The organism is Natrinema pallidum DSM 3751, from assembly GCF_000337615.1.
In the GTDB taxonomy this organism is placed as follows: domain Archaea; phylum Halobacteriota; class Halobacteria; order Halobacteriales; family Natrialbaceae; genus Natrinema; species Natrinema pallidum.
In genome coordinates, this window is record NZ_AOII01000009.1 from 1 (window position 1) to 13,097 (window position 13,097).

Genomic DNA, 13,097 nt, shown 5'->3' on the forward strand with positions numbered 1-13,097 from the left:
CCGGCAAAGCCACACATTCATACATTACATCGCATTGGATCCGTGACGCGAGAACGGGTCCGGACGTAAACTGGACTACACGTACACACGGTCTTAGACACACCAACCGATACTGGTATTGCAACGGTTCGATTCCGTTGATCGGCGTTACGGCGGCCATAGCGGCGAGGTGCCTCCCGTACCCATCCCGAACACGGAAGATAAGCTCGCCTGCGTTACGGTTAGTACTGGAGTGGGCGACCCTCTGGGAACTTCGTTTCGNCCCATCCCGAACACGGAAGATAAGCTCGCCTGCGTTACGGTTAGTACTGGAGTGGGCGACCCTCTGGGAACTTCGTTTCGCCGCCACCATTCATACTGAAACCCCACATAGCATCGGCTATGTGGGGTTTTCTGCGTATGTGGCTCTCACTCATGAGTTGTGCCGTACCGCTACGCTTAAACGAACGCAGTAACAACGATATAACGCGCCAAGGTGGCAGAGTCCGGCCGAACGCAGCGGCCTGCAGAGCCGCCCACCGCCGGTTCAAATCCGGCCCTTGGCTTGATTTTGCCGTGCTCAAGGCATCTAAGGGCATTTTTGCCAAAGGTAGTCGTGGTCGCAAAACCCCGAAAGGGGCGTTCACGGTAGGATTGACCACTATGAACCGCGACAAACCGCAAGACGGCGAGGCAATGGTTCAGGGAACCCCAACGGCCACCCAGCCTCCAAGGTTCAGTTGAACGAGAAGCAGATCACCGACTACCAACACCACCGCAAGCGGATGCTCCGCTGGTACCTCAACCTCGAGAAGGACCTCGATCACTTCTACCGATGGGTCTGGCTATAATCGCACATCGCAGACGCTCACAGTCGAGTCTATTACGGGAGGTCGGTGTCGAGAGTGCACGCGAGAGCAGCGAGACGATGACGACGATGAGTAACGGGGGTTCAGGAGACCTCTCCGCGGCGGTAGTGAACGTATCGCAGTTCCGGCAGATGATTGTTAGCGACTGATCCTGAGTGAGGTGGACATCACCATTCCCGCCGGGGAGACAGGCTACCCAACCGTCGAGCAGTCGGTCGATAATCAGATCGCAGACGAATGCCCTCTTATCGCACGATCCCAGAACTCTTCCAGTCTGTCGCACTTGTCTCGGTGAGAGTTTCCAATACCAATGGCCGATCGATCAGGGCTCAAAACAGATGGCTGCAGACATCGCGCACGACGCCGTCGTTCTCACGGTTGACGAGAGGAACCGGCTCTACGAACGAGGGACGGTGCTCATCGAGGATGGTCGAATCACGGAGGTGCGACAGTCTCGAGGCGATGATGCGGACATCGAGGCCGCTCGCATCATCGACGGCAAGGGGATGTTGGCAATGCGGGGGACTCGTCAACGCGTACACGCAACTCGAAATGACAGCGCTCATCGGTGCATTCAGTGAGTTCGGTCTGATGGGGATAATGGGCTACATGACGGCTCTCGTCGTGAACCTTGAGAACAGGGAATACGATTACCTCGCGGAAGCGGGGTACGAACTCGCCGCGCTCAACTTCCTCGCGGGCGGTGTCATCACCGGCAATTCACAAGACGTCCGCCCGGACGCAGGTGCGGAGACGTTCGGAGAGGTGGGGTTGCGAGGGGTCTTCGGGCCAATGCTTTCCGACCTCGTCTGGGATGTTCCCGAAGATGAGCAGTTCGACCGTGCTCGTACGTTCATCGACGAGTATCATGACACGTACGACGGGCGCATCAGAGCTACGATTAACTCCCACGACGACTGGTCGTGTACTCGCCAACTGTGGGAACGCACCGCCGATCTCGCCGAGGAGTACCCTGACCTGCTCGTTCATACCCACTTACTCGAACTCGAGGAGAGCAACACAATGGCGCGCTCGAACGGAGCTAAGGACTCAATCGCCCTTCTCAACGATGTCGGCCTCCTTGACGACCGGTTGGTGGCCGCCCACTTTCGACTCGCGGACGACGAAGACATTCACGGTCTCGAGCGTGAATGGGTGATCACAAGCCGTCCGAATCACTGCACTGCACGCGAGTGCTCGCGGGACGGATCACGCCGGTTCCGGGACGAGCCGCGGACGAGTTCGGGTCTGAGCGAAAAGCGGGCCGAGCGCGATTGTGAACTAGATCGGAAATGCTCGCTTCGCTGCGCCTGTCCGGTCTAGTTCAAACCGCTGTCGCCGCCTTACTCCTCACGAAAGTGTTCGTCGCAAAAGCGGGCCGGGCGCGATTTGAACACGCGACCGTCTGGTTAAAAGCCAGACGCTCTGCCAGACTGAGCTACCGGCCCTGTAGTTTCCCTTTTTGGGGAGGAGCGGTTAAACGTTTCTTTCTCTCTTCACGCGAACGGGGGTCCGACCCGAGGATGTCTCAGTCGAAGTACTGCTCGAGCGCATCGGTAACGATGGCACCAGGTTCGACGCCCTCCATCGAAGCACGCCGACGGAGATCGCGGTAGGTCGGCGGCGAGAGGATGAGTTCGAGTTGGCCGAGGGTGACGTCGTGGTCGGCGAGGGCGTGGTCGATCGGGGTGCCGTCGTTGATGGCACTGGCGACGCTGCGGACATCGCGGACAGTGAGGTTGCCATCGAGGATGGCCCATGCGAGGAGGAGTCGCGCTTCCCCGCCGACGCGGGCGATATGCTTGGCGGCGGTCGGGGCGATCCGGCCGATCGCGACCTGTTTGCGGACCGATCGCGGGAGGTCGTGGACGCGAGCCCACTTCCGGATAAAGGAGACGGTGGCATCGCCGTCGGCGCGTTCGGCGGCGGCCTTATAGGAGCCTTCTCCGCGGACGAGGGCGGCGCAGGCGGCTGCACCGCGGAGCATATAGAGGTGATCGTCGTTGGTGGTGTCGACGGCGAACTCGCGAACGGTTGCGGCGGCGTCCGCGAGGCTCTCGGGGTCGTCGGGATCGAATTGAACGGCCTCGCGGGCACGGGTCCCGGCGACCGATTCGTCGCCCCGGATAACTGGTGTACCGACGGGTGATTCGCGGTCCGTCGGTATCGATCGACCGTTCTCGCCACGGCGGTTCGAACGATCACCGGGCCGGTTGTCGGTCATGCACCTGCATACGGGGTTCGCCATCAAAAAGGTCGTTGCCGGGGCGAAATTCTCGTCTCACTCGTCGCGTTGCTCGGCGAGGTGTTCCCAGATTTCCGTACAACCGGCCCCTTCTTCGAGATCGTCGAGGTGGGCGTCGTCGCGTTCCTCCGGGTCCTGCTCGCCCGGCTCCGGGTTGCAGTCGGCTGTCTCAGTCATTAGCGACCATTCGAACCCCGTCGGGATAAGTATCGCTTCGGCTGCAAACGATACCCGTGCTCTGTCTTATGGGTGTATTATGCCGCTATCTCTGACGGGACTGCCGTTTGACACGTCCGATCGCTCGAGAGATCGAATCGAAACGGAGCGCACGCGACCGACCGGAGTCGGCGAGTCGGAGCCAGGAGCGACCGGTACCGCCTGACTGGAGCGGCGGATTCTGGGTGGATTCGATTGGGGATGTTGGTCCATGTACCCGCCGATTCGGGCTGGGACCGATGTCCCCGGCATGCGGCCGAACGAGCGGGAATCCGATCCGGGATAGTGGTGGCAAGAACGGCCGGTACGTACGGCGAGTGCCACCGACCCGGAAACGGATTCGCGGTTCGGGGCCGTTCGGAGCGTCATGCACTTGACCGAATCCGCCCGGATAGTGGCAGTTGTCATCCGCAGTCGGTGATCGCCGTCGGTTTCGTAGCGCGCGTCGGCGACCGTGCGTCATGATCCACGGGACCGAGCGATAGCCACCACATAAGTGAGCGGGCCGTAACGATCGAATCGACATGTCCGATCGACTGATGACGGTCAATGCGTACACGACGCTGGATTACGTCGAGGGAAAAGCGATCGGCGAGGGCTTCGAATGGGAGTCCGTCGCCGTCGTGAACGCGACGGCCGACCGCGAGGACCCCGATGCGGTTCGTCTCCAGGTCGAACTCGACAATCTCTCCGAAGATCACGTGCCCAAACACATGGCGGAACTCGCGTTGACGCCGACCCAGGCGCGTGCGCTCGCCGCGGAGCTCGAGACACACGCCGACCGCGTCGAAGACGCCGGGGACTGTCGGAGCCACTGAAACGAGTGACACACTGGCTGCAACGCCGTCATGGGTCAGGTATGCAGTGACGTTCAGTGGCGACTATCGCTGCGTCCGACAGGGAAAGCGACGAGCCGATCCATCCCAGCCGCTGCGCCGCGTTCGTCCGGCCCGGATGGACGTTGGCTCCGTCCCTCGAGGGAGCGCTGCCGAGACGCGTACGGCTTTTACTGTTCGGCGCGTAATTCCTGCGTGTGACAACGCCCGTGCCGGATGTCGGCGACGAAGTAACGGTCCGACCCGCGGAGCGTGCGGATTTGCTCGCGGTCGTCCGTATCGAGAACGAGTCGTTTCCACAGCCCTGGCCCTACGACGCGTTCGAGCGGTTCCTCGGCGAGCCGGCCTTTCTCGTCGCCGAGACCGACGGTGTGATCGCCGGCTACGTCGTCGCCGATGTCACCCAGCAGATCGGCCGTGCGCTGGGCCACGTCAAGGATATCGCCGTCCATCCGGACTACCGCGGCGACGGGATCGGGTCGACGCTTCTCTCCCGTTCGCTCGGCGTACTCGCGGCCCACGGCGCGGGAACGGTCAAACTCGAGGTGCGGCGCTCGAACGACGGCGCGAAACAACTCTACCGGGAGTTCGATTTCGATCCGCTCCGCCGGGTGCCGGAATACTACGCCAACGGCGAGGACGCGATCGTGATGATTCGGAAGCTCGGTTAGCCGGGTTGCGGGACGTTTTACCGTTCGCAGCCGGTAGCCTCCCCTATGGGATACGCCTGTCCGGTCTGTGATGCCGAGGAGGCCGACGCGGTTCATCTCGCGAACCACCTCGCGATCACCGCGTCGCTCGGTCGCGCGGACCATCGCGAGTGGCTCGAGGAACACGCCCCCGACTGGGGAGACTGCAGTCCCGAGGAACTCGGCGAGATCGTCAGCCCGCACGCGGCTGAGATCGAGACGCCCGCGTTCGAGGACGCCGGCCACCACGACCACGGACACGACCCCGGCCGTCCCGACTCGCTCGAGGAGGGGATCGCCCGGCAGAGCCGCCAGCCCGGCCGCGGGTCGATGACCGCAGAAACCGAGACCGTCCTCCGGGAGGCCGCGGAACTCACTCGCGAAATGCAGGCCGCGAGCGACGAGCCTGCGGACGAGGGAGACGACGCGGCATCGGACGCCGACGCCGAGGAGGCGGACGGCAGCCCCGACGGGAACGAAAACGCGTAACTGCCGGTCGCCCGACTAGCCGGGTATGCACACGGTGGGGACGTTCACCTTCGAGTCGATCGATGACGCACGCACACAGTACGAGTCGGTCGGGCCGGCGGCTCAGACGGTCGTCCGCGAGGTCGCGAAGGCCATGGAGTTCGACCGCGAGGAGTACGACGAACGCGTCACCGGCGATGTCGTCGAGACGGCTCGAGATGCGCTGTTCGCGACCTTACTCGAGGTACGGGTCGGGAGCCGAGGGGAGTTCGACGACTGGTGTGAGAGCTACGACGGCACGGTGACGACGGTCGGCCACGAGAACGTCGACCGCGTCGTCTGGCACGCAGGGCCGGACGGCGAGGCCGTCGCGGCGACTTTCCAGACCGAGGAGGATGCGGCGGTGGCGACGCTTCGCCGACAGGCGTTCGGCCGGTTGTATCGGGACCGCGTCGATCGCTCGTAACTGCACCCGACGCGCTCGAGCGACCGGTACCCATCACGACCGTCGGGCAAACGGCTACCTATTACCGCGTCGAGCCCACAGTGTGACGCGATGACTGCACCCGACGAGTGGGACTTGCTCGAGGAACGGACCGAGTACGAGACGGGCTGGTACGACGGCGGCTACGACCTGCTCGAACAGCCCGATGGAACGGAGAAACGGTACTACTGGGCGGAACTGCCGGCCGCGGTCGTCGTGGTCGCGCGGATCGACGGCAGCGTGCTCGAGGATGTGGACGACGGTGAGACCGCCGACGACGATCGGCTCCTGTTCGTCGAACAGTACCGGCCAACGATCCGCGAGACCCACCTCGAACTCCCCGCGGGAATCGTCGAGGACGGCGAGTCGTATACGCAGGCGGCAGCGCGCGAACTCGAGGAGGAGACCGGCTTCCGACCGTCGAGTACGGCCCTGCTGCAGGAGTACGCGGTCGCGACCGGCGTTTTGCGCCACGACCGTGCCATCGTCTACGCCGAGGGGCTCGAGCCGGGCGACCGGGAACTCGACAGCAACGAGTTCCTCGAAGTGACGACGGTGCCGGTGAGCGAGGCGCTCGAGCGTGCTCGCGAGCAGCCGACGAACGACGCGACGCTCTCGGGGCTGTTGCTCGCGACGGAAGACGGCCTGCTCTGAACGGTGTGGAGGACGTGGGTCCGTGGATTCGATGACCGCCCGTTCTAGAACTGTGTCTGGTGGCTCGAACGCCCCCGCCGCTTTTCTCTCCCAACGAGGATATAGAGCAGCAGGCCCAGACGCCCGCCGAAGAAGACGACGAGCGTCCGGAGTGCCGCACTATGCGGGCTGTTCATTTGTGCATCGGTGTACACCCACACTAGCGCACCGATCTGGATGACGACGAACAGCAGGACGACGAGCAGTATTCCGCCGCTACTGGCTTGCAACGGGAAGAGGGTAGTCGAGAGGACCAGTACCGGGACTGTATGACAATTCGCGTATATGTTTTCCGTTCTGACTATCACGCCCTGATCTATCGATTGGACCCGGTTCACGGCCGACTCGCCACTGATCCGACTCCTGGCTCCGAACCCCTGTTCTTATTCGCGTCGACGCGCAACCGCACGGTAATGGACGGCGAAATCTCCACGGACGAGGTCAAGGAACTCCTCGAGGCCGATGCGGACGTTCGCATCGTCGACATCCGGGACGAACGGAACTTCGAGCACAGCCACATTCCCGGCAGCGAGAACATTCCATTCCACGAACTCACGGACCGCGTCGACGAACTCGAGGGGGAAGACCACATCATCACCGTCTGTCCCCACGGCAAGGCGAGCGTCCAGGCCGCACAGCTTATCGGTTCCTACGAGGGGACTGCCGATGCACGCGTCGAGAGCATGGCTGGCGGTCTCGACAAGTACGGGATGAAGTTCGGGCTCGTTCGCGAGGCGGACACCGAGGACGAATCGGCCGACCGCGAGTCGCCGTTCTGACCCGCCCTCGGCGCGCAGTCGCTCGACGGCGGTGTCTCAGGGGGACGGCGACGCGGCTGGGAGATCGACGGTCGAAAAAACGGATCGAAAAACGCGACGCGGTCGTGGGTTCGGAAGTCGTCTCAGAGCATCGCGGGCATTAGGCGACGTTGAAGCCGCGGTCCCGAAGGAACTCTTCGATGCGGCCGGTGTGGTTCCCTTGGAGTTCGATCTGGTCGTCCTCGACAGTCCCACCGCAGGCGAATTTGGACTTGAGATCCGATGAGAGACTGTCCAGATCGACGTCCTTCGGATCGAATCCTTCGACGATCGTTACCTCTTTTCCGTATCTGCGCTCGTCAATGCGGATGTTGAGTTGCTGTTGGCCCTTGGCCACGTCTTCGCAGACGCAGAGTTCTTGGGGCAGCCCGCACGTCGAGCAGACTTCCGACATTACGTTCGTAGCTATGAAACGGGCATATTAAACACTATCGGGACTCGCATGCTCTCGCGTGGTTCTTTTTCAGTGCTCGACGGGATGAACCGCCGTAACAGTGAGACCGACCGAACGTGCCCGTCCGATGACCGGAGTCGCTTCGCTCGGAACGGGTCCACCGTCAGCGAAGTCGACCGATGATCGGCAACTGGTTGCGGGCGAGGTCGTCGACGATCGCGATCACCTCGTCTGCCTCGGCTCGGCTCACGCCGTCGCCGTACGTTGCCCGTTCGTAGCACTCGAGGACGTGCCAGACCCGTGGATCGAGCGCATCCGCGTCGTCCGCATCGGTCTCCGGGAGGGACGTTACATACGCGCGGGCCGATTCCGACGGACGGCGCGGCCGGTACCGGCGCGCGAGGAGTCCCTCGAGTCGGTCGAAGGCGCGTTCGGCGTCGCGGTCGGGGTCTCCACGGAACCCGTGCCAGTAGCGCCCGATCCCCTGACGGAGGTGCGTCGCCGCGCCGGTTCGGTGTGCGCCCGCGACGAGCGCGACGAGGAAGACGAGCCCGATCGCACCCGTCTCCCGGACGACGGTAACGAGGCGTTCGGAAAGCGTCTCGTCGGTATCGCTCGTTCCGCTGACCGCGGGATCGCCGCTGTCGGTCGGGTCGGTCCCGTTGTCCGTGCCGTTAGAACCCGGGTCGTCGGTTGAGCCGTTGCCCGGCTCCGTTTCGTTCGGCGGGGCCGGATCGGACGGTGGATCGCCCGGACCGGCGGGATCGGAGCCGGGCGAATCGATCCCGTTCCCGTCGTCGATCGGGACGTCCTCGCTGTCCTCGGTGTCCGCCGCGTCGTTGCCGTTCGCCCGCGCCTCCTGGAGGCGGTCAGTGTGTACGTCGGCGCGCCCGCCACCCGGCGTCGGGTCGAACTTGACCCAGCCGTGGTCGGGGACGTAGACCTCGACCCAGGAGTGGGCGTCGAGTCCGCGGACGACGTACTCGTCCTCGCCGATCCGCTGGCCGGTCGTGTAGCCGGTGACGTAGCGGGCTGGAATCCCCTCCTCGCGAAGCATCTGCGTCATCGTCGTCGCGAAGTAGACGCAGTACCCCTCGTCCATCCCCAGCAGGAACTCCTCGGCGACGTTGCCGGCGGGCTGTGAGACCTTGAGCGAGTAGTCCTTCGAGGTGCGGAGGTGGCGCTCGATCTCGGTCGCCGTCTCGTACGGGTTGTCGGTGCCGGCCGTAATTTCGTCGGTCCGATCGGCGAACTCGCTCGAGGAGTCTTCCGGCAGCTGGAGGTAGCGCTCGGTGATCTCGTCGGGGTAGTCCGTCCCCGCAGCCCGGAGTTCGGCCGGACTCGAGTCGATGATCGCGCTCTCGACGGTATAGCTGTCCCCCTGTTCGAGAGGCGCTTCGGGCCGCGGCTGGCCGTGTCTGGAGACGGCCGTATCCCGGGTCACGTCGCCGTCGACGGACAGCGGCTGCGGTGTGACGGGCATGATCCCGAGTCTCGTTTCGGCGGTAACGGTTTGCTCGACGGTGTCGTAGGTCCCGGGCGGGTTCGAGAGCCGTCCGTCGTACTGCTGGCTCTGGCCGGTCCGAACCCACTCGTCGCCGGTAAACCGATCGTAAACCCCGGTTCGCCAGTAGGTCCCCCGATCGGATTCGACCGTGAACCGTACCTCCGGCGAGAGGTCAACCTGTCCCGAGATCCCCGATCGCTGGGGCGCGGAGTCGATCGTCGCCTCGAGCGTGCCGGGGCCCCCCTGGACGAGATGGGTCGGTCCGGTCGGCTGGCCGGGGACGACCGTCACCGACAGCGAGAGTGCGATGGTCACCGCGAACAGGACCGCGAGCAGGTCCGCCTGCCCGATCGATCCGCCCCGCCGCTCGAGGTCGCCGAAGGCGATGGCACCGATGGCGCCGAGGATGCCGGTCAGCGTGACGATCGTCCCCGCATCGCCGGTCAGGACGAGGAAGCCGAGCGCGGCCCCGCCGGGAACGACGCCGAGTCCGTACCGCCCACGGACGGCGAGATACCACGAGAGGAAGACGGGCGCGGGCGCGAACCCGAGCGTCCAGATGCCGGCCTGCACCATCCGGAGCAGCGGCAGGCCGGTCGCCAGCGCGACGGTGTCGGACAGGAGCGCGTCGGTGCTCGAGAGGACGACGCCGAGTTCGACGCCCGCCGACGTGAGATAGTAGGCGAATCCGATTCCGGCCGCCGATAGCGCCAGCACCCCCGCGGTTCGAGGGCGGATCACGCGGGCGAGTACCGTCGCCGCGAGCAGCATGAGCCCGACGAGTGCGAACAGCGAGCGGCTGCCGCCGACGACCTGCGTGATGTCGTACAGCACGGCGACGTACGACCCCGTCAGGACGAGGATACAGGCGAGTGCGAGGAGACGGATGCCGCCGGTCCCGACGAGTCGATCGGTTCCAATCGATATCGTTCGCTGCCCGGTGTGACTGGACGGGTCCGTACTCATGCGGTCATCCCCGGCTGTCCGCCGATCTCGTGATCGCGTCGGCCGTTGTTTGTGGTTCGGTCCCGGTCGGTTCGTCTCCCACCGTCCGCTCGGCCGTGGCCACGGAGCCGGGCGAACGGAATTTCGTGGTCGTCGACGACGACCGTCGTCCCGTCGCCGTCGGTTCGGACCAGCACGTCCGCGTCCCGCCGGGTTCGGTCCGCGAGTTCGCCGGGATCGGCGACGGCTAGTAGCTGTAGTATGTCACGGTGGTGTGCGCTCCCCGAGCCCGGCGGTCGCGTTCCGTCCGGGACCGTGACCGCTACCGCTGCGCCCTGCTCGAGGAGGAAGGTCGCGACGGTGGCTGCGGCCGACGCCATCTCGTCGTCGCTGTCGGTCAGACACTCGGCGGCGACGGTGACGGTCCCGGCGTCCTCGTCAGTCGCGTACTCCGTGACGATCAACTCGTCGTCGGGTCGCTTGGCTGCGGTCTTCCAGTGGACGTCGCGAAGCGGATCGCCCCGGTGGTATTCCCGGAGGTGGTCGAACTCCTCGTCGACGTGCCGATCCGCGACGCTGGCGAGCGTCTGTCTATCGACGGCGGGTCCGCCGCCCAGGTCCCGGACGCGTGGATAGACGACGACCGGCGTCGTCTCCTCGTACTCGAACCGTCGCTCGACGAGGCCGACGATATCGCTGACGGCGATCGAGAGCGGCCCGATCCGGTGTTCGCCCCGTGCCTCGAGTCGTACGTCGTAAGTGATCGTCTCTTCGCCCGCGAGGGTCGTTTCCGTACGCGAAGCGGTGGTCGCCGAGAGCCCGTCGCCGACGGCATCGTGGACGGTCGCCGCGGCGGTTCCGTCGGTTTCGATCGTGACCGCGACCGTTCGGTGCTCGCCGATGAACCCCTCCTCGACGGGGCGACGGACGACGTGCGGCCGGTCGGTGCGACTGACCGTGATCATGCCGGCCAGCAACGCGACGACGAGCGGGACGACGACGGCGTTCAGCGCTCGCGGGCCGGATCGCCAGCTCAGCGCGACGGCCGCGAGCACGACGGCGACGACGGTCCAACCGCGACGGGTGAGCCTCATTCGACGGGTACGCGCTCGAGTGCGTCCTCGACGACCGCGGTGCCGTCGCGGTCGCGGCCGTCCGTTTTGATCCGGTGGCTCAGCACGACCGGCGCTTCGGTCTGAACGTCGTCCGGAATCGCGTAGTCCCGGCCGTTCGTGACGGCGCGGGCCTGGGCCGCCCGAAGCAGCGAAATCGTTCCGCGGGGGCTGACGCCGATGTGGGCGTGTTCGCGGGTGTAGGCTGCGAGCCGGGCCGCGTACGTTCGGACGGGGGCCGCGACCTGTACCGTCGAGACGGTTTCCCGGGCGGCGACGAGGGTCTCGCGGTCGGTGACCGCTTCGAGGGAGTCGATGGGATGGTCGCCGACCGTCCGGCCGAGCAGTTCGGCCTCCTCGTCGGGGGAGGGGTAGCCAAGATGGAGTTTCTTCATGAAGCGATCGACCTCGGCGAAGGGGAGGTCGTAGGTTCGGTTCGGTTCGACGGCGTTCTGGGTCGCGATCACGGTAAAAGGCGTCGGGAGGTCGCGCGTCGTGCCGTCGGTGGTGACCTGTTCTTCCTCCATGGCCTCGAGCAGCGCCGCCTGTGTCTTCGGCGGGGCGCGGTTGATCTCGTCACCCAACACGATGTTGCCGAAGACGGGGCCGGACTGGAACTCGAATTCGCGGGTCTTCTGATTGAAGACGTTTACGCCGGTGACGTCGCTCGGGAGGAGGTCCGGGGTAAACTGGACGCGGCTGAACGTACAGTCGACGGACGTCGCGATCGAGCGGGCCAGCATGGTCTTCCCGACGCCGGGCACGTCGTCGAGGAGGACGTGGCCACGCCCGAGGACGGCGGTGATAACGTGCTCGATCACCTCGTCGTGACCGACGATCACGTTCGAGACGTTCGTCTCGATCTCTTCGCACAGCCGTTCGACGGTCGAAATCCGGAGGGCACCGTCGGCCGGCGAGTCGGTACTCCGTTCCGGTGTCGGGTTGGCATCAGTCATAGTCTCGCAACGGCCGGTGGGGACCCGGGCGAACCGTTCATTACTACGTCATCAGAGGCTCCCGAACATATGTTTTGTGTCATCTGAAACATTGGTGCTTCGAGACGTATCCGTACACACTGCGCGGACCGAACGGCTCGGCGCTCGCATCGCTCTCTCGTCTCGAGTCGCCGTCCTCACGAAGAACACGCGTTCGGCACGACGGTGCCGCCGCTACCAGCGAAGTAATCGGAAAACGATACCCCCTTCGGAACAGCTTAGACTCGCTCGAGGTTCGTCGCGCGCGGGCCCTTCTCGGCCTCCTCGATGTCGAACTCGACTTCCTGACCCTCCTCTAGGTCCGGACCGCCGATGTCCTCCATGTGGAAGAACACGTCCTCGTCCGCGTCGTCAGTCTCGATGAATCCATAGCCGCCAGTGTCGTTGAAGAAGTCGACCGTACCTTTCGCCATTGCATCTCAACAAAGCCGCGACGAAAATATAAAGCTTCGGGAGTGCGCTCGCAAGCATCCCGCCGGAAACACGTTGGGACCCACACCGATCGCCGGTCCGATTACCAGTCCTTACACTCCGGGCAGACCAGCGAGCCATCGCCGCGCCAGACGCGATCGGTCGATTCTCCGCACCGGCTGCAGGTGTACGCCCCCCACGCGTACGTCGACCGTGCGGTTTCGACGGCCGGCGACGCCGTCGCGTCGTCGGTTTCGTCCACCCCTGCGATGGTATCACCGTCCGCGGGTGCTGTCTCGGTGGCCGCGGATGACGAGCCGTCGTCCCCCCGAGCCGCCCTCGCCGGTTCCTCGTCGTTGTTCGCGGTCGCGAAATCCGAGAGCCTCGCGTCGTCCGTCACGGGTCCGGCTACGACTGCCGGCGGCTTAATCCCCAC

15 protein-coding genes, 2 tRNA genes, 1 rRNA gene and 1 pseudogene are annotated in these 13,097 nt (G+C 64.8%); 9 read left to right on the forward strand and 10 right to left on the reverse strand.

Annotation, left to right across the window (positions count from 1 at the left end; all coding sequences use genetic code 11):
* Nucleotides 1-154: 154 nt before the first annotated feature.
* The 3 genes and pseudogenes from rrf to C487_RS21870 form a co-directional block, all read left to right on the forward strand.
* Nucleotides 155-263: ribosomal RNA gene (rrf, locus tag C487_RS00380) — 5S ribosomal RNA — on the forward strand.
* Between the two features lie 206 nt (nucleotides 264-469).
* Nucleotides 470-545 (forward strand) — tRNA-Cys (locus C487_RS00385).
* A 641-nt stretch (nucleotides 546-1,186) separates the two neighbouring features.
* A pseudogene (locus C487_RS21870) lies at nucleotides 1,187-1,982 on the forward strand (amidohydrolase family protein); the annotation flags it as partial.
* A 240-nt stretch (nucleotides 1,983-2,222) separates the two neighbouring features.
* Here C487_RS21870 and C487_RS00395 read toward each other — a convergent pair.
* The 3 genes from C487_RS00395 to C487_RS20870 form a co-directional block, all read right to left on the reverse strand.
* Nucleotides 2,223-2,296: transfer RNA gene (locus C487_RS00395), tRNA-Lys, on the reverse strand.
* 80 nt (nucleotides 2,297-2,376) lie between these two features.
* Nucleotides 2,377-3,072: a DUF7119 family protein gene (locus tag C487_RS00400; RefSeq protein ID WP_006183668.1), complete on the reverse strand. Its 696-nt coding sequence runs from the start codon at nucleotides 3,070-3,072 to the stop codon at nucleotides 2,377-2,379.
* A gap of 57 nt (nucleotides 3,073-3,129) precedes the next feature.
* On the reverse strand, nucleotides 3,130-3,270 hold the full coding sequence (locus C487_RS20870; protein ID WP_006183669.1) for a hypothetical protein: 141 nt from the start codon (nucleotides 3,268-3,270) through the stop codon (nucleotides 3,130-3,132).
* Nucleotides 3,271-3,833: 563 nt separating this feature from the next.
* On the opposite strand from C487_RS20870, the gene C487_RS00405 reads away from it, so the two are divergent.
* The 5 genes from C487_RS00405 (at nucleotide 3,834) to C487_RS00425 (ending at nucleotide 6,440) form a co-directional block, all read left to right on the forward strand.
* Nucleotides 3,834-4,127 (forward strand): DUF6360 family protein, encoded by a 294-nt coding sequence (locus tag C487_RS00405; protein ID WP_006183670.1) that lies wholly within the window; start codon nucleotides 3,834-3,836, stop codon nucleotides 4,125-4,127.
* 215 nt (nucleotides 4,128-4,342) lie between these two features.
* Nucleotides 4,343-4,816 carry a ribosomal protein S18-alanine N-acetyltransferase gene (gene rimI, locus C487_RS00410; RefSeq protein WP_006183671.1) on the forward strand — a complete coding sequence of 158 codons (474 nt, stop codon included), beginning with the start codon at nucleotides 4,343-4,345 and terminating at the stop codon, nucleotides 4,814-4,816.
* Between the two features lie 45 nt (nucleotides 4,817-4,861).
* On the forward strand, nucleotides 4,862-5,323 hold the full coding sequence (locus C487_RS00415; RefSeq protein WP_006183672.1) for a DUF5810 domain-containing protein: 462 nt from the start codon (nucleotides 4,862-4,864) through the stop codon (nucleotides 5,321-5,323).
* A gap of 25 nt (nucleotides 5,324-5,348) precedes the next feature.
* The gene (locus tag C487_RS00420; RefSeq protein ID WP_006183673.1) at nucleotides 5,349-5,768 is read left to right on the forward strand and encodes a DUF5809 family protein; all 420 of its coding nucleotides are present in this window, start codon (nucleotides 5,349-5,351) and stop codon (nucleotides 5,766-5,768) included.
* A gap of 90 nt (nucleotides 5,769-5,858) precedes the next feature.
* Nucleotides 5,859-6,440 (forward strand): NUDIX hydrolase, encoded by a 582-nt coding sequence (locus C487_RS00425; protein ID WP_006183674.1) that lies wholly within the window; start codon nucleotides 5,859-5,861, stop codon nucleotides 6,438-6,440.
* 44 nt (nucleotides 6,441-6,484) lie between these two features.
* Here the strand turns inward: C487_RS00425 and C487_RS00430 are convergent, their stop codons facing one another.
* Nucleotides 6,485-6,787 (reverse strand): hypothetical protein, encoded by a 303-nt coding sequence (locus tag C487_RS00430; RefSeq protein ID WP_241431041.1) that lies wholly within the window; start codon nucleotides 6,785-6,787, stop codon nucleotides 6,485-6,487.
* Between the two features lie 105 nt (nucleotides 6,788-6,892).
* On the opposite strand from C487_RS00430, the gene C487_RS00435 reads away from it, so the two are divergent.
* Nucleotides 6,893-7,258, forward strand: a complete 366-nt coding sequence (locus C487_RS00435; protein WP_006183676.1) for a rhodanese-like domain-containing protein — start codon at nucleotides 6,893-6,895, stop codon at nucleotides 7,256-7,258.
* 139 nt (nucleotides 7,259-7,397) lie between these two features.
* Here C487_RS00435 and yciH read toward each other — a convergent pair whose 3' ends face one another.
* The 6 genes from yciH to C487_RS00465 form a co-directional block, all read right to left on the reverse strand.
* Nucleotides 7,398-7,691: a stress response translation initiation inhibitor YciH gene (gene yciH, locus C487_RS00440; RefSeq protein WP_006183677.1), complete on the reverse strand. Its 294-nt coding sequence runs from the start codon at nucleotides 7,689-7,691 to the stop codon at nucleotides 7,398-7,400.
* A gap of 163 nt (nucleotides 7,692-7,854) precedes the next feature.
* A complete protein-coding gene (locus C487_RS00445) occupies nucleotides 7,855-10,164 on the reverse strand; it encodes a transglutaminase TgpA family protein (RefSeq protein WP_006183678.1) in 2,310 nt (769 codons plus the stop codon).
* Nucleotides 10,161-11,237: a DUF58 domain-containing protein gene (locus C487_RS00450; protein WP_006183679.1), complete on the reverse strand. Its 1,077-nt coding sequence runs from the start codon at nucleotides 11,235-11,237 to the stop codon at nucleotides 10,161-10,163. Before C487_RS00450 ends, C487_RS00445 begins: the two co-directional genes overlap by 4 nt.
* Entirely contained in the window at nucleotides 11,234-12,211 is a 978-nt protein-coding gene (locus C487_RS00455; RefSeq protein WP_006183680.1) for an AAA family ATPase, read from the reverse strand. Before C487_RS00455 ends, C487_RS00450 begins: the two co-directional genes overlap by 4 nt.
* Before the next feature lie 257 nt (nucleotides 12,212-12,468).
* Nucleotides 12,469-12,663 carry a cold-shock protein gene (locus C487_RS00460; protein WP_006183681.1) on the reverse strand — a complete coding sequence of 65 codons (195 nt, stop codon included), beginning with the start codon at nucleotides 12,661-12,663 and terminating at the stop codon, nucleotides 12,469-12,471.
* Between the two features lie 101 nt (nucleotides 12,664-12,764).
* On the reverse strand, nucleotides 12,765-13,061 hold the full coding sequence (locus C487_RS00465) for a DUF7573 domain-containing protein (RefSeq protein ID WP_006183682.1): 297 nt from the start codon (nucleotides 13,059-13,061) through the stop codon (nucleotides 12,765-12,767).
* Nucleotides 13,062-13,097 lie beyond the last annotated feature (36 nt).

Bases quoted from the DNA above. Each gene is read 5' to 3' on its own strand.
- C487_RS00425 (WP_006183674.1), top strand. From the start codon at position 5,859: ATGACTGCACCCGACGAGTGGGACTTGCTCGAGGAACGGACCGAGTAC.
- C487_RS00405 (WP_006183670.1), top strand. From the start codon at position 3,834: ATGTCCGATCGACTGATGACGGTCAATGCGTACACGACGCTGGATTAC.
- C487_RS00460 (WP_006183681.1), bottom strand. From the start codon at position 12,663: ATGGCGAAAGGTACGGTCGACTTCTTCAACGACACTGGCGGCTATGGA.
- C487_RS00445 (WP_006183678.1), bottom strand. From the start codon at position 10,164: ATGAGTACGGACCCGTCCAGTCACACCGGGCAGCGAACGATATCGATT.
- yciH (WP_006183677.1), bottom strand. From the start codon at position 7,691: ATGTCGGAAGTCTGCTCGACGTGCGGGCTGCCCCAAGAACTCTGCGTC.
- C487_RS00400 (WP_006183668.1), bottom strand. From the start codon at position 3,072: ATGACCGACAACCGGCCCGGTGATCGTTCGAACCGCCGTGGCGAGAAC.
- C487_RS20870 (WP_006183669.1), bottom strand. From the start codon at position 3,270: ATGACTGAGACAGCCGACTGCAACCCGGAGCCGGGCGAGCAGGACCCG.
- C487_RS00415 (WP_006183672.1), top strand. From the start codon at position 4,862: ATGGGATACGCCTGTCCGGTCTGTGATGCCGAGGAGGCCGACGCGGTT.
- C487_RS00455 (WP_006183680.1), bottom strand. From the start codon at position 12,211: ATGACTGATGCCAACCCGACACCGGAACGGAGTACCGACTCGCCGGCC.
- C487_RS00435 (WP_006183676.1), top strand. From the start codon at position 6,893: ATGGACGGCGAAATCTCCACGGACGAGGTCAAGGAACTCCTCGAGGCC.
- C487_RS00450 (WP_006183679.1), bottom strand. From the start codon at position 11,237: ATGAGGCTCACCCGTCGCGGTTGGACCGTCGTCGCCGTCGTGCTCGCG.
- C487_RS00420 (WP_006183673.1), top strand. From the start codon at position 5,349: ATGCACACGGTGGGGACGTTCACCTTCGAGTCGATCGATGACGCACGC.